This window comes from Lysinibacillus sphaericus (assembly GCF_001629735.1).
Taxonomy (GTDB): domain Bacteria; phylum Bacillota; class Bacilli; order Bacillales_A; family Planococcaceae; genus Lysinibacillus; species Lysinibacillus pinottii.
The window spans coordinates 858,166-880,665 of the sequence record NZ_CP015224.1 but is presented as its reverse complement, the minus strand read 5'-3'; the positions used below and the strand labels follow the sequence as shown (position 1 = coordinate 880,665).

Sequence of the window (22,500 nt, the reverse complement as noted above, 5' to 3'; positions counted from 1 at the left end):
TGGGTAATACCTTCTCTTTTTTAAACAAAAAGTATGGTCATTGTTAAACTAAATCTCTGCTCTTAGCTAAATACGTGGCACGCATGCTATCAGGGACCATACTCCCTCCTGTTGCCCAAATCAGATGTGTTGCCTGTTCCATTTTGTCCGCTAAGTTATGCTTTTCCAAATAGCTTTGCCCGTTTTTCATTAATCGAATCGGTCCAAACATTCCCGCATGTGCGGATGGCTCTAAAAATAATTTTTCGCTATCCATTGCTAAACCTAATGAGGTAAACAATTCTTCATCCGTCACTGTATAGCAGCCGCTTATATACGTCTCCATTACTTTTCCTACAAACTTGGAGGCGCGGCCCACTGCCAGACCATCTGCTTCGGTTTTATTGTCTAATTCAATATCCTCTACGCTAATAGCATCATGAAGTCCAGTCATTAAGCCTAGCGTCATGCAAGGAGATGCCACGGGCTCCGCAAAGAAAATATGCACATGTTCACCAAATAGTTCTCGTAATCCGTAGGCAACTCCACCTGGTCCTCCTCCTACCCCACATGGTAAATAAACAAACAATGGGTTTGTAGCACTGACTGGCACATTCATATGTTCTAATTGCCCTTTTAAACGCATTGCTGCGACTGCATAGCCAGCAAACAAATCCTTAGAGTTTTCATCATCAATGAAATGACACATCGGATCTAATTCTGCTTCTTGGCGTCCCTGTTCAACGGCAGCACTGTAATCACCCTCATATTCAACAACCGTGGCACCTTTTTCTCTGAGTAAAGCTTTTTTCCATTCCTTGGCATCACTCGACATATGTACAACGACATTAAAGCCGAGCTTCTTGCCCATAATGCCGATACTTAAGCCTAAATTTCCTGTTGAGCCAACTGCGATGGTGTATTGCTGAAAGAAGGATTGAAACTCCGCAGATGCTAAACGCCCATAATCATCTATTTTTTGGAGCTTTCCACTCGCCAGCGCCAGCCTTTCAGCATGCTTTAAGACCTCATAAATGCCTCCACGCGCCTTGATGGAACCTGAGATAGGTAAAGCATGATCGGATTTTAAAAGTAACTGACCTTCTATAAGCACACCATATTTATTCTCAATCGCACCTTTCATAGCAGGGATTTCTTGAATACCTGATTCGATTAATCCATTACTTGCCACAAGCTCAGGGAACGCCAGCTTTAAATATGCGGAAAAGCGTTGTAACGTTTCCTCTGCCTCCTCCACTTCTTCCATAGTAAAAAGCGATGTTGCCGGATTCTTCACTCTATTTGTATTTTCCCAAAGTACAGTATCTTTTGCCGCCATCAATTTCAACTGTGGAAACTGCTCTAAAAAATCATGTTTAAGTTCATTTTTCACCTGTAGAATCCTCCATTTTTTGTGCAGAAATCGCTCGTTCACAAATTTGTCGAAATTTCATTTCAAACGAAATATTGTTTTCTTGTGTCCTTTTTTTAGGGCCCTTGGTACGTCCACCTGCCCTTCGAATTTTTTGACCGACATGACGCATATCGAGCAAACGTTCGATATTTTCATTAGACATTTCTCGTCCATTTTGATCAATAGGATACCCTCCTCTTGCTAAAACCATTGCCGCAAGCCCGTAATCCTGTGTAATGACAATATCATGTTTTGAAAGCGCGTTCACTAGCGTAAAATCAACCGAATCAGGACCTTTCGGTACAATAATTGTTATTACATTATCACGTTCCACACGGTGGGATGTATCGCAAAATAAGATAGTTTCAATCTCAAACTCAGATGATACAGATAGCGCCAAATCCACTACTGGACAGGCATCAGCATCTATAAGAACCTTCACAATAAGGCATCATTCCTTTCTCATAATTAGATGAATACTAATACAATAAATTATTTTAAAATAATATTTACATGACCCCTCTTGCTCAATTTTTCACAAACTCAAAAAGTATTTTATTGAATAGTTTGAAAAATAAATATACGATACACCTATCAACTAAATGGGGGTTTTACTATGACAATCACAACTGTTAGCAATGAACAATTAGCTAAAGAATACGTAGATGGCGTATTCGAGCAACTTAAACAACAGAACTGTCATCAAGCGGAGTTTCTACAAGCAGCTGAAGAAATTTTTATTTCATTAGTACCTGTATTCGTCCAACATCCTGAATATATTAAGGCCAATATTTTATCACGTATTGTTGAGCCTGATCGCATCATTTCCTTCCGTGTCGCTTGGCAAGATGATCATAATCAAGTCCAAGTAAATCGTGGATATCGTGTACAATATAGCAATGTCATGGGGCCTTATAAAGGCGGTCTACGCTTCCACCCTTCGGTAAATGAATCCATCATTAAATTCCTTGGCTTTGAACAAATCTTTAAAAATGCTTTAACAGGCCAACCAATCGGTGGTGGTAAAGGTGGCTCAAACTTTGATCCGAAAGGTAAATCAGATTCTGAAATCATGCGATTCTGCCAAGCGTTCATGACTGAATTATACCGTCATATTGGTCCAGATGTCGATGTTCCTGCTGGTGATATTGGTGTAGGCGCTCGTGAAGTAGGTTATTTATGGGGGCAATATAAACGTTTAACGAAAGCTAGTGAATCAGGTGTATTAACTGGGAAAACTCCTGGGTATGGTGGCTCTTTAGCACGTAAAGAGGCAACGGGTTACGGTACAGTTTATTTCGTTAATGAGATGTTAAAAGATGTGAATGATTCATTTGAAGGAAAAACTGTGGTCGTTTCTGGTTCTGGAAACGTTTCGACGTATGCAATTGAGAAAGCACAGCAATACGGCGCAAAAGTAGTTGCCTGCTCTGATTCCTCAGGCTATATTTATGACCCAGAAGGCTTAGATTTAGATGTCATTAAAGAAATCAAAGAAGTAAAAGGTGATCGTATTTCAACTTACGTAAGTTACCGACCAAATGCTACTTTTACTAATGGCTGCACTGGCATTTGGACAATTCCTTGTGACATTGCTCTACCATGTGCAACTCAAAACGAAATTAATGGTGAATCAGCTCGTACATTAATTTCTAATGGGGTCAAAGCGATTGGTGAAGGTGCCAACATGCCTTCTGATCTTGAAGCAATTAATGAATTCTTAAATGCAGGTGTATTATTCGGACCAGCAAAAGCAGCGAATGCTGGAGGAGTTGCTGTATCTGCTCTTGAAATGGCACAAGATTCAAGCCGCGTATTTTGGTCATTTGAAGAAGTAGATGCGAAACTTCATCAAATTATGAAAGATATTTATTCAGATAGTAAAGCTGCTGCTGAAAAATACGGCTTCCCTGGCAACTTAGTTATGGGTGCAAACATCGCTGGCTTTATTAAGGTGGCAGATGGAATGCTTACTGAAGGAATTTATTAATTACTGACCTAGCAATCTAGCATAAATCCACCACCCAGTTACGAAGCATTTCAAACACACAAGGTGATGACGATTATTCGTTATCACCTTGTTTTTTATTGCAAATCAGCAATAAATGATATAAATAAACACACAAAACGAACATTTTTCATATTAAATATTTAAAATATTCGTGTTATAATTTTAGAGTACTATGAATATTGGAGGGTTTTTTGTGGAATTATTGTATACAGGGAAAACGAAGAATGTGTTCAGATTAGAAGACGGTCATTATTTATTAAAATTTAAAGACGATGTAACAGGTGAAAACGGCGTGTTCGACCCAGGCGCTAATACGGTTGGCTTAACAATGGATGGTGCTGGCTTAGCGGGTTTACGCTTAACTTCTTATTTCTATTCTAAATTAAATGAACAAGGTGTTCCTACTCACTATGTAGATGCAAACTTTGATGATGCAACAATGACTGTAAAACCTGCAACAGTGTTCGGGAACGGTTTAGAAGTAATTTGCCGCTTTAAGGCAGTTGGCTCATTCCTACGACGCTACGGCGCCTATGCGCAGGAAGGCCAAGATCTTGATGCCTTTGTGGAAGTTACCATTAAAGATGATGATCGCCAAGATCCTCCAATCTCTGAAGATGCATTAGCTATGTTAAACCTGTTAACACACGAAGAATATGCCATTTTAAAACAACGTACAATTGAAATTTCTAAATTTGTAGGAACTGAGCTTGCTAAAAAGGGCTTAACGCTTTATGACATTAAATTGGAATTCGGCCGTGATGCCCAAACTAATGAAATTTTATTAATCGATGAAATTTCTGGTGGTAATATGCGTGCTTACAAAGGTGAGCAATATATTAAACCATTAGAGCTTGAAAAAATTATACTAAGTAACTAAGAAGAGTCGCCGTTGTGCGGCTCTTTTGTCATGAAAATAACTTATTTTTACTTTCTACGAAACTTTTCACTGTGTCGCTCGTATACTAACTATGCGTAACATGCAATTATTCTATTATTTTGGAGGTAGTTTAATGGAAAATTTTAATGACACACAAAATGAAGAAAGGCCAAAGATGAATCCGTTTATATCCGTTTGGTTACATCCAAAGCAAACCGCTCGCTATATGATTAACGAAAAATCAATCGGCTTTGCTATTTTGATTATGTCCATCGGTTATATCGGCTCTATCATGTCAGGGCTGACGGATTCGGAGTTTTTCACTGAACTTTCCCCTTGGTTATTGGCTTTACTGTGTGTAATTTTTGCTCCAATCGCTGGTATTATTGGGACAGCTATATCCGCTCTCATCACATGGCTATTTGGTAAGCTATTTAAGGGTACTGGTACGTATTCAGACTTATTTAAAGGGCTGAGCCTTACAGCTGTACCATTTATAGTGCTTATTCCATTTTATTTAATCTGGTTAATCACTTCTCCGGAATCCTTATTAGATCCAAACTTTATGGGCTCACTGCCATGGATTTTTTGGCCAGCCATTTTAGCTTCTATTGTTGTCACTATTTGGTCTTTCGTCATTTCTGTCGGTGTGGTAGCAGAAGCACACCAAATCACTAATTGGATGGCCTTTTTCACGATCTTTATTCCAGGAATTATTTTATTCATCTTGTTCTTCGTTCTATTCTTCATTATCCTAGTTGGGGCTATCGGAGTAGGCATGATGTAAAAAATCTCCCCTCTCATTTAAGAGAGCGGGAGATTTTTTTACAGTTTAAATTGGGCAACCAATGTCTTTAATTCTATAGCCAATGTTGATAATTGGGCTGATTTCCCCGCCATAACCTCCATTGAGCTACTTGTCTGTTCTGTTGTCGCTGTCGTTTGCTCCACACCTGCTGCAGATTCTTCTGCGACCGCAGCTATTTCTTGAATAGCACTATTCATTTTTTGACCATCTTCCGTTACTTTTGATAAATTTTTGGAAATCAATTGAACACTTTCTACAACATCATTAATAGAATCACTAATCGTCGTAAACGTTTCACTCGTAGCTTTAATTTGAGTTGTCCCTTCTTTTACCTCCTGATAGCCATCCTCTAATGAGCTCGTAACAACATCAAAATCTTGCTGAATATTTGCTACAATTGTTGTAATATCATTGACTGAATAGCCTACTTGTTCAGCAAGCTTGCGTACTTCATCCGCAACCACCGCAAATCCCTTGCCATGTTCACCTGCCCTAGCAGCTTCAATCGCGGCATTTAAAGCTAATAAATTGGTTTGATTGGCAATATCTTTAATGACCACCACCAATTTAGAAATTTCCTGTGCTTGGGCATCTAAATTTTTTACTTTCTCTACTGCATTTTGTACAATACTATCAATCTTTTTCATTTGAGAATTCGAAGATGTCATGAGCTGACTTCCTTCATTGGTTAAGCCTAACACTTCAAAAGAAGATTGATGAATATGCTCACCATACTGATTTGTTTCACGCAAATCCGCAGTAAAACGTTCCATCAGGGAAGTTAATTCGTTCGAATGATGTGCTTGTCCTTCTGCCCCAGATGCTAATTCATTCATTGTTATCGCCACTTGCTCTGCACCCATATTTACTTCATTGGCCGATTGTGAAAGCTCCTTACTAGAAGTATTAATTAAATCAGATGCTTGAGCAATATTGTGTATCATGTCCTTCAATTTAGATTGCATTTGATTCATAGCGTTTGCCAGTTTGCCAATTTCGTCTTTTGAGCGAATAGACATACTTTCTTGCGTCAAATCACCCTCTGCAAATCGCTCCATCGCTTGGACCACTCGGTTGATAGGTTTAACCATACTACTTGCATACTGCCAAATAACTAATATCCCAATAATAATAGCGACACCAATTACAATCATCGTTAATTTCAAAATACTCTCCGCTGGTTTATTAAAGTCTGCTAAATAGGTACTGGCACCAATAACCCATCCCCAATACGGATCCGTTTCTGCATAGACCCCTTTATCCTCTAGTTGATCTGAATTTGGTAATGGCCACGAATAGGAGACAAATCCACCACCTTCATTCCCCTTGGCAATGATTTCTTGCATATACTTAACTCCATTATCATCCTGTTCATCCCAGACATTATTTCCCTCGATGTTCGGATGTGCAATAGAGGTCCCCTTTTGGTCTACAACAAAGATATAACCATTCTCACCTAGTTTAATATTTTTATTAATAGGTCGCTTTCCGTCATTATCCTTTTTCCCTAAAATAGCGACCTTCACTTTCTCTTGTGCTTCTTCTAAAGTTAAATTACCTGCCTCTACCTCTTGATTAAACTGTTCAATCATGGCAATGGTCATTTCCACACTGTTTCTTAAGTTTTCTTTTCCCACCGACTCTAAATTTGATTTACTTTGTTGATAGCTTAGATAGCCTAAAATAATCAAGGGAATCATTAAAAGCAATAAAGAGAAAGCAATCAGTTTGCCTTTAATAGATCTAAATGGAACGAATGTATTCATGTATTTTTTCTCCTCTTTAAATAGACTTAAGACCTATTTCGTTTCAAAAACATTGCAAAATTATGTATTTATACTTTTCAATCCATTGCACAAGTCATTACCTTATACTCACCAATTTTATTACATAAAAAACCAAACAACAACATTTTTCGAGCAAATTCGATAAAAAAATGTAGAAAAGCATTTCTTTACTTTTCTACATTTGCCGTATTTCGATATCTGTAATTTGTTAAACTGTTAGCGCTGTAGTTTGTTGGAACAATTCCGAGACTCCAGATTCGACCGCTGCACCGCTAACTGCACGAGAGACAATGGCAACAACACGTTCATCTAATGACTTAGGAACAATATATTCCTCCATAAGCTCTTCATCACTAACAAGTGAAGCTATTGCTTCCACAGCAGCTAGTTTCATGGTTTCATTGATATCCGTAGCACGTACATCTAATGCGCCACGGAAAATGCCAGGGAACGCCAGGACATTGTTAATTTGATTCGGATAATCCGAACGACCCGTACCCATTACACGAACTCCCCACGCCTTGGCATTTTCATACGTAATTTCTGGATTTGGGTTAGCTAATGCAAAGACCACCGGGTTTTCATTCATAGACGCAATATGCCCCTCTGTTAATAGATTGGCAACCGAAACACCAATAAAAACATCCGCACCAACGAGCGCCTCACTCAACGTACCATGTATTTTCTCTGGATTTGTTAAATGAGCAACCGCCTCTTTAATCGGATTCATCCCCTCTTTACGTCCCTCATAAATAATACCTTTTGTATCACACATAAAAATATTTTTATAGCCCATTTGCACAAGGATTCGTAAAATAGCAATCCCTGCTGCCCCAGCGCCATTGATGACGACCTTCATTGTCGCAATATCCTTTTGCACAATACGATTCGCATTAATCATAGCGGCACCTACTACAATAGCTGTACCGTGCTGATCATCATGGAATACTGGTATATCACATTCCTGACGCAGTCGATCCTCAATTTCAAAACATCTAGGTGCTGAAATATCCTCTAAATTCACCGCCCCAAACGTCGGAGCAAGCGCCTTCACAATGCTGACGATTTCATCCGTACTTTTTGTATCTAAACATATTGGAAAAGCATCAACATTGGCAAAACGCTTTAATAAAATCGCTTTCCCTTCCATAACTGGTAATGCAGCTTTAGGACCAATATCCCCTAATCCTAAAACTGCCGTACCATCTGACACAACTGCCACCATATTCCCCTTCATTGTATAGTCATAAACCAGCGATGGGTTTCTTTCAATTTCCACACATGGTGCAGCCACTCCAGGTGAATAAGCAAGACTTAAATCATAAGAATCCTGTACTGGAACTTTCGAAATCACCTCTAATTTACCGCTATAATGTGCATGCATTTCTAAAGCTTTCTTCATGACGTCCATTCCATCCCATCCTTTTCCCTTTGTTTTTCATTATATTTTAGAATCATATTACTTTGTGAAAATATAGTCAACGAATTTTCTGTCAATTTATTTTTCATTTCGAAAACACAGCATTACAAGACTTCATACACGCCTTTCTGTCAAATTAAACTTTTCACAATCAATTATTTTAAAATAGTTAATATCATAAGGATGAATATTGGGAAATGTACAACTATCGCCTTTCAAGCTGTTCAATATTTCACATAGTATTTTTCTTGTGTAAAAGAGAATTTTTTCACAAACTTTTGTAAGCGTATCCATTGAGCCAAGTGAGTTTGTCACAAATTATTCACATTTTTTCACAAAGTTTTTTACTATTGCTGTTACCGCATTTAAGCCCAACAAAAAAAGAGCCCTATTGCAAGGACTCTTCAGTAAAATGACGAATAAATGCTCTGATTATATGCTTAGAAGACCATTGATCGCCAGACACTTTAATAATGGGATACTCTCGAGGGAAAATATTGGACGTCATCTCCTCTACTGAATAACCTTGTACAAACAAGTGACGAACCTTCTCTTCCATTTCTTCAATATACGCTATTTTTTCTAGTATTCTATTTCTGCCATCTGTTAAATAGCCTGCATGACAACAATAAACTTCGTTAAAATCATAGGTTAATAATTTTTTTAACGATGCTAAGGTATGTACAATATTTTCTTCATCGAGTACTACCTTCGTTTTCGTTTGAATGTATAAATCTCCCGTGAACATAGCACCTGATTGACGATTATAGAAGGCCAGATGATCTGTCGTATGTCCAGGTGTTTCAATAACGTCCCAGACAGCTGTTTTTGTTTGCAATGTAGTGCCTATTGGCTGCGCTAGAAAAGCTGGCCGCTCCCCCCATAATGCTTGACGGTACAAAGGATAATCACCCTTCTTCGTACAAGCCTGAAGAGATTCACGGTGAAGATAAATAGGAATATCCATTTGCTGTTGAAGCCAGGCGGCATTGCCCGCATGATCCTCATGCGAATGAGTAAGGGCAATTTGCTCCATTGGTAGCTCCTTAAAAAATGATTGAAACTCCTGTGCCAGCGAATTTGAGCCTGTATCGATTAATAAGCCATCAACAAAAAAGCTATACACACTCATACCAAACCCCTGAACAGCTACCTTTCCAAGTGCACATTGTACATCACCATGGCGTTGAACTCCTATGCTCGTCTCACGTTTAAACATCCACTTTCCCCCTTTTAAAAGAGTGTAGCATAAAATGAATGGTGAGTCATTTTGAATTCGATCGGCTTTTTTAAGGGTTGGCTATCCGTTTGTTTTGGCATTTGAGCCATAGATTCAGTAACTCTATCTATTTGTTTCGAGCGAGCTAGACGGGAGACGCTTTTTTGGCTCTATCCGTCGGTTTTGGCTTTCTATCCCCCAGTTTCAGCTTCCTATCCGCCACTTTTGGCATCCTATCCGTCACTTTTGGCATCCTATCCGTCACTTTCTCCTTTCTATCCGTCCGTTCCAGGATTCAGCCCTACCTACGTATATCAAGCAAGCTAGACAGCTCTTTTTCCGCTCTATCCGTCACTTTTGTTATTCTATCCCCCAGTTTCAGCTTCCTATCCGCCACTTTTGGCATCCTATCCGTCACTTTCTCCTTTCTATCCGTCCGTTCCAGGATTCAGCCCTACCTACGTATATCAAGCAAGCTAGACAGCTCTTTTTCCGCTCTATCCGTCACTTTTGTTATCCTATCCGTCACTTTCTCCTTTCTATCCGTCCCGTCCGTTCCAGGATTCAGCTCTACCTACGTATATCAAGCAAGCTAGACAGCTCTTTTTCCGCTCTATCCGTCACTTTTGTTATCCTATCCGTCACTTTCTCCTTCCTATCCGTCACTTTCCCACTTCTATCCATCACTTTCCCCCGCACCCGATCCACCACCAAAAAAACGCCCACCAAAGTGAGCGTTTTTGCTTTAACCCTTATTCATTTGTACCTTTTTCAACCTCATATTGTGTAATCCAATCACTAAAGCTACCTACGTATAACTGAATGTTTTCATAGCCTTCATCTGCTAATACGGCATAAAGCGGGGATGCGGTTACACCACTGCCACAGTAGACAACCACATGTTCATCTTGTGCAACTTTTTGACGCAATGCATCGTTAGCCTGCAATTGTCCATCTTTCTTTAATTGCTCCCAGTCAAAGTTTTTTGCTGTTGGTATATGACCTGCTACTTTATCTAATGGCTCGAATTCCCCACGATAACGCTCAGCCGCACGAGCATCGAGTAAAGTTGCTTTCACTTCTCCGTCCACAATCGCCTTTACTGCTTGGCGTGGTGCATACAGCTCATCCTTCCAATCAAAATCAATGATTGTTGGTGGGTATTTTACGACGTCTTTTGTAAATGGCACTTTCGTTTCCAATGCCGATGCTCCCCCGTTAACAATGACAACATTTGGGAAACCAGCATACTTAAGCATCCACCAAGCACGTGGAGCGAAAGGTGCTGCTCCTTGATCATAGATAACGATTTGATCTTCATAACGTAAGCCTAATTCTTGAAATACAGATGTCAATTTTTCTTTGTTCGGCATTGGGTGACGACCGTCTTGACTGTCCATATCAGATAGCTGCTGCTCTAAATCCATATGGATTGCTCCTGTTGCATGACCTTCTTCAAATGCTTTTTTTCCAGCTTCTTTGTCTTGTAAATCAAAACGAGCATCGATAAAACGGACACCATCAAACTGAATTTCATCTACTGATTTGAATACTTTTCCCATAGGAATCACCTCATGCGTTTTGTAATTGTGCGTAAATCGCTTTCCAAGAAGCTAAACGGCTTTCTTCTTGAAGCGCCAATCGCTCTGTTTCAATTTGCTCAAGCGCTTGATGATAAATATATAAACGTAATTTTTCTGCTTCCTCTGCAATAAACGTAATGGCCCAAGTCATGAGAGAAACTTTCTGTGCATCTAAATAATCCTGGGCATCCGGCTTTGTTAATGCTTCTAACGCATCGCTCAGCTTCACTTTTTCATTCTTCTCAAAGAAAGCTTTTTGATTACGGAAGTGAGATTTTACGCTAGTATATTTCGAAATATCACCAAATGGGCCTTCAAAATCAAGTAAATTTGGCTCAGAAGATTCAAATGCTAAGAACGAGAAGCTACGGTTAAGCTCTTTTAGCTCCCGTACTTCATCCTTAAATCGGTGCTGCATTTTTTTGCTTATAAACTGTGATAAACGGAAGTTTGTCACACGCATTTCCTGTGTAAAGTCAAAACGTAAGCTTTGCATCACTTCCTTCAACGCATGCTCCAATGCCTGCTGTGCTGGCATGGCCGCAAATGTTGAAGGATTGTATCCTTCCTTAAAGAATTCAGGGTAACGATAGTAGACACGTTGTAGAACATAATAGAGAAGCTCATCAAGCTCTTGCTTTGTCTCACTTTCCAGCATACTTGTATTCAGCACACTAAACTTGGATTGCACATGCTTTTCAAGTACGGTTAATTCCTCTAAGCGCTCGTCTTTACGTTTGAGGTTTTCCTCCGTTTGTGCAATTAAATCCGCTAAGCGTTGCTCTGTTTTGTCAACTTCCTCCGCAAGAGCCTGCACTGCTAATGCACTCAATTCATCATTTAAAAATGTATGGAAGTCGTTTTCAAACGGTGGCATGCCTGATGTTAAATCTGAACCTTCCACCTTCTCCTTTAACGCTAAAAGACTCGATACACCATACAGTCTCGGGAAACGAATACCAAATCGCTGTAATTCTGAACGTACATAGCCTTTTACATCTTCCTGCTCTTCATCCGTTGTTGCTAAATCAATAGCATTCACAATAAAGAACATTTTATCAAGCTCAAAGGCATCTTTTACACGACCAAGCTGAATTAAAAACTCACGGTCAGCTTTGGCAAAAGCATGATTATAATACGTAATAAATAGGATGGCATCGGCATTCCGAATATATTCAAAGGCTACACCTGTATGACGAGCATTTATAGAGTCTGCTCCTGGAGTATCCACAAGTGTAACGCCCATGCGCGTTAATGGACTATCATAATAGAAATCGATATTGTCCACAAAGCATGATTTATTTTCTTGCGCGACAAATTTTTCAAATTCAACGCGATCCACACGAATAATAGTACCAAGCTCAGACTTAAACGTTGGATACCCTTCCTTATAAGCACGAATAAATGATTTGTGCACATTTAAACGCTCATCTGTCAACTGTACTGCAAGCCCTTCGTCAGCACGATTATACGCTTCCTCTAATGACTGGACAGATAAACCAATCGCTGCATAGGACCCTTGAATATCCTCTAACATTTGCTCAGCTGTTTTAAGCTGTACATCGGCTGTTTCATGTGGATGCTCAGGCGATACAGGACGAATTTTATTGATAGCTGCAGTTGTTGGGTTTGGGGATACAGGTAATACCTTCGCCCCCATTAATGCATTAGAAAAGGATGACTTCCCAGCACTAAAAGCCCCAAACAAAGCGATGGTAAAATCTTTTTTCTGTAATCGTTCCACTTTATTTTCAAGATATTGAGCAACTTCAGCAAAGCCTTGTACTTCTTTTACAGCATTGGCGGTATGCAGGGCACGATTAATAACGCCATCGATTGGCAAACTCGTTGCACTAACTGCTTGCTGCACTGCTTCTTCCTGAATGACTTGTTCTTTTGGTTGTAGCATGGATTCATCAAACAAACGAATCTCTGCTAAATCCTGTTTAAAGGAATTTTCCCAATTTGTTAACTGATCATTCGCTACGTTCCGGATTTCATTGCTCGCTTGATGCATAATGCTCGCACTATATTGTTGGTAACCCTCGATTTCAAGTACAGCCTTAATAGCATCCACTTTATCCTGCATGCCTGCCATTTTTAATTTCGAAGGAGCAGCTGTTTCTGTTGCCACTGCTTCTAATGTTGTCGCTTGTGCTTTTTTCCAGCTATCTGTTTCCTGAATAAAATAACGCTTTGTTGCCTCTGCCACACGATTGGCGAAGTTTAATACCGCATCACCTGTTAACAGTGCACCTGCTTGAACTTGCTGCTCAATCAATGCAAATGGTAAGTCAAACGGATAAGCATCAATAGCTGAGGCACGTTCCTCATTTAAAGCACCCACGTCCTTTAATGCTTTTTTCATAAGGCCCTTTAAATGCCCTGTAATTTGCGCATGGACGACATTTTGATAAGCACTATAAGCATCTTCTTTACGACGGTTCCGCTCTTCCTCTGTTTTTTTCTTCGCAGTAAAGAGCCCCCCTACCTTAAAGCCCTCCTGCATACTTTCTAAATAAAGACGTAAGCGATCACGCAAGTCGGCTGGCATAATCGCAGCATTGGCAAGCAATTCTTTACGTTGCTCCTCAAATGTTTCGTTCCACGCCTCAACAGAGAATAATTCAACCTGACGATTTAATTTATTGTATTGCTCTAAAATATCTTGATGGTGTGCCCAGTCATCCGCACTTAAAATTTCTTCATCAATCGCTAAACGATCCTGTCTTTCTTCTATTAAATAGTTATCATGCTCACTTTGCAATAAACGCAATGTATTTGTTGCTGTTTGGACAAGCTGGTCCTGCCAATCGTTCATACTATCCATAACAATTTTCTTTACGGCTTCAAAATCGTTATGTGGGTGCTCAGGCTCTCTCAAAGATGTGAAAAATACACCTTTCGGCACAACGCCCCATGCCGCAAAGGAATTATGAACCGTTGCTTTAAACTCTTCAAAGCTCAATTCATTTTCTTTATGCTTGTCAATCATATTAACAATCAAATAAACATTTGGATTATATTTCATTAATTGCTTCGTAAATTGGAAATTTAACTCCGATTGCACATGGTTGTAGTCCATTGTATAGAATACGATATCGGCAATATGGAGTGCAGATTCCGTCGACATGCGGTGAGCATCATCTGTTGAGTCTACTCCAGGTGTATCCATCACTGTAACACCAAACGGTAATGTTGATGCGCTATGGCCAATTTCTATTTGAGATACCAAATCCCCATTTTTACTAAGCTCTTTTACCGTTTTAAAATCATAGCCTGCCTCAAATTTAACAGGCTTTTCCTTGTGCATATAAACAACTGCAAAGTCTTCCTCTGATTTATGCACTTTAACGATATTTGCACTTGTTGGAATCGGACTTGATGCTAATAAATTCTCGCCAGACAACGCATTAATCATACTCGACTTCCCGGCGGAGAAATGGCCTGCAAAACCAATCACATACTCTTTTTGCTGAATTTTTCGAGCAAAAAGTGATGTTTTATCCATGCGCTCCGTATCACCATTATGCTGATATATTATGTATTGCAAAGCGGCTTGCTTTAGTAGCCCCTCCAATTGTTGATCAAAATCTTTCATGAAACCAGTAACCCCTTTTTCGTTAATTATTCATAATTAGTATTCTACCTTATTCAACTAGCAAAGTATAACACTAATTTACGGTAAAAGGCATGTATGCCAACGCTTCAATTTGACTAGTATTGTTAAAAAAACATGGTTATCTGAAAGAAACCTTATGGAATGATAGATGCTCAACTAGATTGAATTTTATTTTCTTCATATTTTATAGTAAACGAATTGGGGGCAAAGGTTAATTTTACAAGAATGGAGTGTGATAACACATGGTCAACCCTAAACATGGTCGAATAAACAATGGAAGCTGTGATTGTAGCAATGAGGAGCAATTTATTTGGCCCCGTATAAAAGCCACTAACGGTCCAATCGTTCCTCCCATCGAAATTGTCCCAGAAGGTATAATAATTCCAACGATTAATAGATATTTTTACATTTTAACAAGCGATCTTGATTTAACAAACGGAACAACCTTGCCTGCAACTCTCTTTTGGAATGATCATACAGATCCCATTACTGAATTTGTGATTTTTTCACCAAATGGCTACGTCAATCTGTATATTAATGCTGTCATGCAAGAGGGCGGTATTTATACAATATCAGATACTGCATTAACCATTACTCCTTACAATGGTACTCTATTTAGAGGAACACCTATCATAATTGAATCATTAGGCTTCACCATGAAATAAAGTGTGTGAATAGTTAGGTTAAAGTAATAAGTAGTTTTAACAAAAATAGATAGCTGTTCAAAGAACCTTTCAATTGATAGAATAGCAGGTTATACTGAAAACTACGACCTCTTGTCGATTAGCTTGGGGATGAAGCTTTTTTAGGGTGACTAGAAATCACAAACGGTAATAAAGCAAAAATTAGATAATCGAGAAATACGTAACTGTTGAAGGAAATCTGAAAACAGTTCGTTTTCTTTCGTTAAAGCAATGTGCTTTTCATCATCATCTATAAGATGAGAAATCATATTTTTCTCAATTTAAAAAGCACCAATACAAGTGAAAACTACAAATGTATTGGTGCTTCTATACTGTCACTTTTACTTTTATTCCCTAAATGTCAGATTGCCTGTTGGCTAACAATGGATAGTTTCTCTGTTTTTAAGGTTTATTGAAAGCTACTTTACAGGTTTACTCGCTGGACCACTCACTTTATTTTTATCTTCCTTAATGCCTAGCGCTGCATCAAGTTGCTTCATGCCTTCTTCTTTCGTTAGTGTGCCTGCCTCTACTTGGTCAATAATAGCTTGCACTTTTTCTTTTGAGATTTCATCAAAGTTCGAAGGTTTAATTACAGCTTTTTTATCTCCTTTTATGCCTAGCGCTGCATCAAGTTGCTTCATGCCTTCTTCTTTCGTTAGTGTGCCTGCTTCTACTTGGTCAAAAATAGCCTGCACCTTTTCTTTTGAGATTTCATCAGCATTCGCTGGTTTAGTTACAGCTTTTTTATCTCCTTTTATACCTAGCGCTGCATCAAGTTGCTTCATGCCTTCTTCTTTCGTTAGTGTGCCTGCTTCTACTTGGTCAAAAATAGCCTGCACCTTTTCTTTTGAGATTTCATCAGCATTCGCTGGTTTAGTTACAGCTTTTTTATCTCCTTTTATACCTAGCGCTGCATCAAGTTGCTTCATGCCTTCTTCTTTCGTTAGTGTGCCTGCTTCTACTTGGTCAAAAATAGCCTGCACCTTTTCTTTTGAGATTTCATCAGCATTCGCTGGTTTAGTTACAGCTTTTTTATCTCCTTTTATACCTAGCGCTGCATCAAGTTGCTTCATGCCTTCTTCTTTCGTTAGTGTGCCTGCCTCTACTTGGTCAAAAATAGCCTGCACCTTTTCTTTTGAAATTTCATCAAAGTTCGCTGGTTTAGTTGCTTGCCCTACCACATATTCACTACTCACACTCACTTGAGTCGGAACTTCTGCTGCGAATGCAGACCCCAAAGTGGATAGTGCAAATACAGCACCTAAAGTAGTAGCAGCCAATCTCTTTTTCTTTTTCATGTTTTTATTCTCCTTTTAAAATGTATTTTGTCTTACAGGTTTTATAATAAAGGCATTATCTGTAGTTCATATGGGAACAGTATGGAGATTTTCTAGAGATTTTCTAGAGATTTCCTGAAGATAATCTGGAGTTCCCTTCTTTCTTATTCATACCTTCACCTTTTCTTGGTTTTATGAAGCAAAAAACGCAACCCCTTTCTAACATTAAGGGTATTGCGTTTTTTTATGGTATTTTTTATGTAAAAATCCCTTTTATTCTATAGAGGTTGCTTTACTTTCCTTACACTAAAAATGATCTCAATAGCCTAACTATTCTCACATATAAATTTTGTCAATTCATTTATTGTTAGAGGTTTCGATATGTAATAGCCTTGTATGGAATCATATTGGGCTTTCGATAAGGAATTAAGCTGTTCAACATTGTCGACGCCTTTTATGATTACTTCTAGACCCATAGCTTTGATAAATTTTGTCAGTAGCTCCATTACTTTTTTATTTGATTTCCCACTTATAAATAGCCTATCTAGTTTCACCCCATCCAGGGGGAACAAGGTCATATATTGAAAATTCGAGTTTCCAGTACCAAAATCATCAATAAATATACTATGACCTCGATCATGAATAATTTTTAGATTGGCTCTTGCTTCTATTCCCATTATAGTTTCTTCGGTTATTTCAAAAGCAATTCGATGATTGTTATTAAAACTAATTTCATCTAAATGTTGAATTAGCCAAGTAATATCCTTGATTAATGGCGCTGATAAATGAATCGAAACATAAATAATTTCATTATATCTACTCAATAATTCAACAGCCTTATTTATAATGTTCTTGGTTAATTCTATCAAATTCTCTATATGTAAAATTGGAATACATATACCCGTAGACATAGAGCCCATATCTTCCGACTGCCATCTACTTAGTGCTTCAAAGGATATTTGTCTATTATTGTGTAATATCGGTTGGAAAACTATTTCAAACTCTTCCGTTGCTAAATCTTTCTGTGACATGCACTCTTTTATCTCACTACTTTTCGTGTTTTGCGAATAGACTTGTCTAACGTAATTTAACGCTGGAAGTTTTCTATCTTGGACATAAAGATACTGTATCTTCAAAAATTCAATATTCGATAATTCTTGCATAATCAACTGTGCTTGTGACTGAGCATGGCAGATTAAAATATATTCCTTATCAAATACTCTATACCATTCCACTTCTTGTTGATACAAAGTTAGCTTCCTTTCAACCACGTCTATGTGTTTAGAAGTATTCAAGTCATGCCAACTTATAATCGTAATATATACTAATGCAAAAGTTTTTTTACGTTCAATACTTTTTAATACAGATTTACGATTTGATTTAAATATCCCCGTCTCCATCCTAATTCCTCCAATAGGGTCGTTTCAACCTCCATCTTTTATTAAAAAATTACTATTTTATTGTTTTATAAAGCATATCTGTAGTTAGTATAGATGCTGTATGAAGTTTATATGAAGCATCAACAAAAGATACCATTCCGAAGCTATAAAAAAGCTAACAAATTTATGTGTTCATCATTTTGCTAGCTCTATATTCTTCGTAGCTTCGATGAGAGTATGTTTCTATTTTATAATTCTAATCAAAACGCAATTATTCATTCGTTGGTTTTAAAGTTTGATACTAGATTTTGAAGCTCCTGCGACATCTCTGCTAAAGAACGAGAAGCAAATGTCATCTCAGTCATCGTAGCAGACTGTTCTTCCGCTGCTGAAACAACTTGTTGTGTGTACCTCGATGACTGATCGGTAACTTCTTTGGTTTTCAGTATTTCATTTACTAGAATCTCTGTATTCGTATTAATTTCTTGAATTTCAGTTGAGACAGATGAAAGTTTATGGTTAATCATGTCTACATCGGCTGCTATTTCTTCAAAAGTTTTTCCAGCGTTTGCCACATAACCTATACCCGTTTCAACGACACTTTTCCCTTCATTGACCATTTGTGCTGTATGCTGTGTATTAAGTTGAATTTCACCTATGAGTGAAGAAATATTGTTTGCTGCATTACCCGATTCCTCCGCTAGTTTTCTAACCTCATCCGCTACAACAGCAAAACCTTTACCTTGTTCTCCTGCACGCGCTGCTTCAATCGCTGCATTTAAAGCAAGTAAATTTGTTTGTGCTGCAATGTTAGTAATGACCGTAATAATCTCACCAATCTCTTGTGATTTACTTTCAAGCAATCGCATTGCTTCAGTTGTCACTATGTTTTGGTTATTAATGTGATTCATTTGTTCAACAGACTGATTAATAACTTCATTACCATAAAGAGAGACTTTAGAGGTTTCAACGGAAAGGTCATTTAATTCTTTAATATTTTTAGTAATGGCAGTAATGCTCGATGATATCTGCAAAACAGAATGATTTGCTTCTTCCATTCCAACTAGTTGCTTTTCTTGTCCTATAGAAATTTCCTGAATAGCCCTCGTAATTTCATCTGAAGCGGTGCTTGTCTGTTCACTACTCGCAGTGAGTTGTTCGGATGTAGCAGCAACATGTTCGGCTGAGTTCGAAACGGATTCAATAATACCTCGTAAATTTGTCGTCATCGTATTTATGCCTGTCGCTAAAATGCCTAACTCATCCTTATTTTTAACGTTTAAATATGTAAAGGTTAAATTTTGATTAGCAATGTTTTCAACACTTTCAGTAACCATTTGAACAGGAACGGCTAAGTGTCTGGAAAATAAAAATATAACGATTAAACCTATTAAAATACTAATGCCCAAGGTAATCATAATCGTATATTGGATTAAATGAATTCCATGATTAAATGATGTCATTAAGCTACTAGCGCTTACTACCCAACCCCAGTTCGGATCTAAAGCAGAGTAGGCTATTTTGTCTTCTTCGGAATCAGGGTCTTGAGGCATGGCTCTAGCATAATAGGTAAAATCCCCGCCATTTTGTGCTGCGGTTATCATATTTTGCACCATATAAACGCCATGGCTATCTACATTTTCCCAAGCATTTTCTCCTTCCGAGAAAGGATGAGCTACCCTATCTCCACTCGTTCCATAAATAGCAAAATAGCCATCTTCACCTAAATCAACGTGTGTCGTTATTTTACGGGTGCCATCACTTTGTAAATCCCCAATTAATTTTTGTTTTACTTTTTCTTGGGCTTCCTCCAAAGATATTTCTCCAGTTTGAACCGCATAATTCATTGAATCAATTAATTGCAGTGCCATTTCAACATTATTTTTTAACATCTTCTCTCCCAAATCATCCAAGTGCTCTTTAGCAGAGTGATAACTGCTAACCCCTATAATCAAACCTGGAATTAATAATAGGCTCAAAGAAATAATAATTAACTTTGTTCTTATCTTCATTTTCAGTCAATCTCCTATCTAATATAAGACTCAATAAATCTAAATTGATTATTGAGTCGTCTGTGTATTCGGTTGTAGCCTTCAAAAAACTCAATCTTTAAAGCATTTATTTACTTTTAGGAAATGTAACTAAAAATTGAATGCCATTCTCAACATTATTCACAGAATAATGAATAGAGAGTGATATAAATATTTGCTTAACGATATATAAGCCTAATCCACTCCCACCAGTATTTCTATTCCTTGATTTTTCGATTCTATAAAAAGGTTGGAATAATTGTTGTAGTTCCTCTGCTTTAATTTGTACACCCGTATTCATGACTTGAATTTGAATCTGATTTTCTTTTGAATCCTTCGTCAACCCTAAATATACTGTTTCTCCTTGTGGTGAATACATAATTGCATTATGGATAATATTTTTAAATGCTTTTTCTAGTAAAACATTTTCTGTAAATACGTACAGATTTGGGGGAATTTTATTAATAATCGTAATATCCTTTTGAGATGCAAAAAAAACGAGGTCTTTCGTTATAGTCTCAATTAAATCTGAGAGATTTGTTTCTTTCATTTGGATTTTGAATATATGTTGCTCTAGTTGGGACATACTCAAAATTTCACGAACAAGTTGTTCCATTCTTTCTATAATTTTATGGTTTTTTTCTAAATAGAAGTCACGATTTTCATAAGGTCCAATATTATAAATCATTCCTTCTATATACCCTTTCATTACAGTGAGTGGCGTTTTTAATTCATGAGCAACTGTAGCAAAAAATTCCCTCCGTTTTGTTTCGACTTTTCTTTCTCTTTCAATATCATCTTTTAATTGTTCATTTGCTATTCGTAAATCATTCATTGTCTTTTGCAAATTATTCGACATCTCATTTAAACTATTCGATAATTCCTCTAACTCATCATTAGAACGAACGATTATATTTTCTGAAAAATCGAGGTTAGCCATCTTTTGCGCTCGCTCATTTATATAAAGGAGTGGTTTTGTAATAAACCTTGAATATAAATAGGCACTTCCTAGGCTAATACATACAACAATGATGCTAATATAAGGAAGAAAACGTACTAAGACCTGTGAAGCTTCATCGATTGGTTGAAATGTCGCAAATACAGTAACTATTAAATGGTGTCCATTCAGAAATTGTATGGGCAAAGATTGATTAAATGCATTAACAGTGTCTTCATTTTGTGTTGGTGATGATGCTTTTCCAGTAATCGTCGGTGATTGTGTATTTCCCTGAAAATTAAAAGAAGGAGAGTATAAAATATGTCCGTTCTTTTCTTGTAGATAAATGATTGCATTATTTTCTAAGGAGTACTCATCCAAAAGCTCCTTCGCTTCTTTTAATGTTAAATTCTTAGATTTATCAATTATTTCCGTTATGCCAGATTGGAGCTGATTTGTTTTATATTGCTCGTAGAATGTTGGAAGGAAGAAGTATAAAGTTAAATAAATTAATACCGCAAACGATAGCAATATAAGAGAAGTAATCATAAAGAGCTTATAGGTTATTTTTTTCATCTTTAAGATGTTGACAATCCTATTCATCGATTTTGTATCCGATACCCTTTACTGTTTTAATATAGGGTAAATTTAATTTTTTTCGTAAGTTTTTTATATGAGTATCAATCATCCGTGTTTCTCCCGAATAATCATATCCCCAAACCTTTTCTACAATGATCTCTCTAGTAAGCACTTTTTTTTCATTATGGAGTAGTAGTTGTAGAATTTCGAATTCCTTTGTAGTTAATGGTATTTCTTCCTTATTTACATATGCTTTATATCCGTCGCAGTCGACATTCAGTTCATTAAAATTCAAATGATTTCCCCAACTTTTATGATTACTTCTTCTAAGAACCGCTTGCACTCGTCTGATCAACACATGAAATGAAAACGGCTTAGTTATATAATCATCAATACCAAGATCAAAGCCTTTCATTTGATCTTGTTCTTCTTCTAACGCAGTTAAAAAGATAATGGGTATATTAGAATGATTTCGTAGCATTTTGGCCACTTCAAATCCATTGAGATTGGGCATCATAACATCAAGGAGAATTAAATCAAATGATTGCGTGTTTAATCTCTTTATTCCCTCTACTCCATCAGATGCCACCTCTATATTATAATTTTGTGTCATCAAAAACTGCTTAATTAATTCTTGAATTTCTAAATCGTCTTCTACTACTAAAATATTATAGTTCATTAAGATATCCCCCCTAGTTAGCCATTATAACCACGCAATCTGTAGTTTATGTGAAGATACCTACATTATTCCTAAAAAATTTTATATGACCCTTACGATCAAAGTCTTACATTCATTTCATAAGAAAAGGGTAATCTTCAAGTAAAAAACCCTCAAAGATCCATAGTTAGATTTACAGATCTTTGGGGGTGTTATAGTATTTTTCACTAT

At 37.5% G+C, this 22,500-nt stretch carries 16 protein-coding genes; 4 read left to right on the top strand and 12 right to left on the bottom strand.

Annotation, left to right across the window (positions count from 1 at the left end; genetic code table 11):
• Positions 1–43 precede the first annotated feature (43 nt).
• Both A2J09_RS04145 and A2J09_RS04140 read right to left on the bottom strand, forming a co-directional pair.
• Positions 44–1,372 (bottom strand): D-serine ammonia-lyase, encoded by a 1,329-nt coding sequence (locus tag A2J09_RS04145; protein WP_012293814.1) that lies wholly within the window; start codon positions 1,370–1,372, stop codon positions 44–46.
• The gene (locus A2J09_RS04140; protein WP_031419490.1) at positions 1,362–1,835 is read right to left on the bottom strand and encodes a YaiI/YqxD family protein; all 474 of its coding nucleotides are present in this window, start codon (positions 1,833–1,835) and stop codon (positions 1,362–1,364) included. The genes A2J09_RS04145 and A2J09_RS04140 overlap by 11 nt, the downstream gene beginning before the upstream one ends.
• Positions 1,836–2,009: 174 nt before the next feature.
• On the opposite strand from A2J09_RS04140, the gene gdhA reads away from it, so the two are divergent.
• From gdhA to A2J09_RS04125, 3 genes are all read left to right on the top strand, one after another.
• Positions 2,010–3,383, top strand: coding sequence for an NADP-specific glutamate dehydrogenase (gene gdhA, locus A2J09_RS04135; protein ID WP_012293812.1), 1,374 nt, complete (start codon positions 2,010–2,012; stop codon positions 3,381–3,383).
• A gap of 214 nt (positions 3,384–3,597) precedes the next feature.
• Entirely contained in the window at positions 3,598–4,284 is a 687-nt protein-coding gene (locus A2J09_RS04130; protein ID WP_031419487.1) for a phosphoribosylaminoimidazolesuccinocarboxamide synthase, read from the top strand.
• A gap of 133 nt (positions 4,285–4,417) precedes the next feature.
• On the top strand, positions 4,418–5,071 hold the full coding sequence (locus A2J09_RS04125) for a Yip1 family protein (protein ID WP_031419485.1): 654 nt from the start codon (positions 4,418–4,420) through the stop codon (positions 5,069–5,071).
• A 38-nt stretch (positions 5,072–5,109) separates the two neighbouring features.
• Here the strand turns inward: A2J09_RS04125 and A2J09_RS04120 are convergent, their stop codons facing one another.
• The 5 genes from A2J09_RS04120 to A2J09_RS04100 all read right to left on the bottom strand — a co-directional run bounded on the left by A2J09_RS04120 (position 5,110) and on the right by A2J09_RS04100 (position 14,702).
• Positions 5,110–6,858 carry a methyl-accepting chemotaxis protein gene (locus A2J09_RS04120; protein ID WP_012293809.1) on the bottom strand — a complete coding sequence of 583 codons (1,749 nt, stop codon included), beginning with the start codon at positions 6,856–6,858 and terminating at the stop codon, positions 5,110–5,112.
• 229 nt (positions 6,859–7,087) lie between these two features.
• Positions 7,088–8,290, bottom strand: coding sequence for an NAD(P)-dependent malic enzyme (locus A2J09_RS04115; protein WP_036161253.1), 1,203 nt, complete (start codon positions 8,288–8,290; stop codon positions 7,088–7,090).
• A 397-nt stretch (positions 8,291–8,687) separates the two neighbouring features.
• On the bottom strand, positions 8,688–9,518 hold the full coding sequence (locus tag A2J09_RS04110) for an MBL fold metallo-hydrolase (protein WP_031419480.1): 831 nt from the start codon (positions 9,516–9,518) through the stop codon (positions 8,688–8,690).
• A gap of 752 nt (positions 9,519–10,270) precedes the next feature.
• Positions 10,271–11,080, bottom strand: a complete 810-nt coding sequence (locus tag A2J09_RS04105; RefSeq protein ID WP_012293806.1) for a sulfurtransferase — start codon at positions 11,078–11,080, stop codon at positions 10,271–10,273.
• A 10-nt stretch (positions 11,081–11,090) separates the two neighbouring features.
• A complete protein-coding gene (locus A2J09_RS04100) occupies positions 11,091–14,702 on the bottom strand; it encodes a dynamin family protein (protein WP_012293805.1) in 3,612 nt (1,203 codons plus the stop codon).
• A 263-nt stretch (positions 14,703–14,965) separates the two neighbouring features.
• On the opposite strand from A2J09_RS04100, the gene A2J09_RS04095 reads away from it, so the two are divergent.
• Complete coding sequence (locus A2J09_RS04095; RefSeq protein ID WP_012293804.1) at positions 14,966–15,388, top strand: DUF4183 domain-containing protein; 423 nt, start codon at positions 14,966–14,968, stop codon at positions 15,386–15,388.
• 437 nt (positions 15,389–15,825) lie between these two features.
• Here the strand turns inward: A2J09_RS04095 and A2J09_RS04090 are convergent, their stop codons facing one another.
• The 5 genes from A2J09_RS04090 to A2J09_RS04070 all read right to left on the bottom strand — a co-directional run bounded on the left by A2J09_RS04090 (position 15,826) and on the right by A2J09_RS04070 (position 22,290).
• Complete coding sequence (locus A2J09_RS04090; RefSeq protein WP_012293802.1) at positions 15,826–16,707, bottom strand: hypothetical protein; 882 nt, start codon at positions 16,705–16,707, stop codon at positions 15,826–15,828.
• Positions 16,708–17,012: 305 nt separating this feature from the next.
• On the bottom strand, positions 17,013–18,086 hold the full coding sequence (locus tag A2J09_RS04085; RefSeq protein WP_012293801.1) for an EAL domain-containing protein: 1,074 nt from the start codon (positions 18,084–18,086) through the stop codon (positions 17,013–17,015).
• A 254-nt stretch (positions 18,087–18,340) separates the two neighbouring features.
• On the bottom strand, positions 18,341–20,077 hold the full coding sequence (locus A2J09_RS04080) for a methyl-accepting chemotaxis protein (RefSeq protein WP_012293800.1): 1,737 nt from the start codon (positions 20,075–20,077) through the stop codon (positions 18,341–18,343).
• Between the two features lie 106 nt (positions 20,078–20,183).
• Complete coding sequence (locus tag A2J09_RS04075) at positions 20,184–21,635, bottom strand: HAMP domain-containing sensor histidine kinase (protein WP_036161251.1); 1,452 nt, start codon at positions 21,633–21,635, stop codon at positions 20,184–20,186.
• Positions 21,628–22,290 carry a response regulator transcription factor gene (locus A2J09_RS04070; protein ID WP_012293798.1) on the bottom strand — a complete coding sequence of 221 codons (663 nt, stop codon included), beginning with the start codon at positions 22,288–22,290 and terminating at the stop codon, positions 21,628–21,630. Before A2J09_RS04070 ends, A2J09_RS04075 begins: the two co-directional genes overlap by 8 nt.
• Positions 22,291–22,500 lie beyond the last annotated feature (210 nt).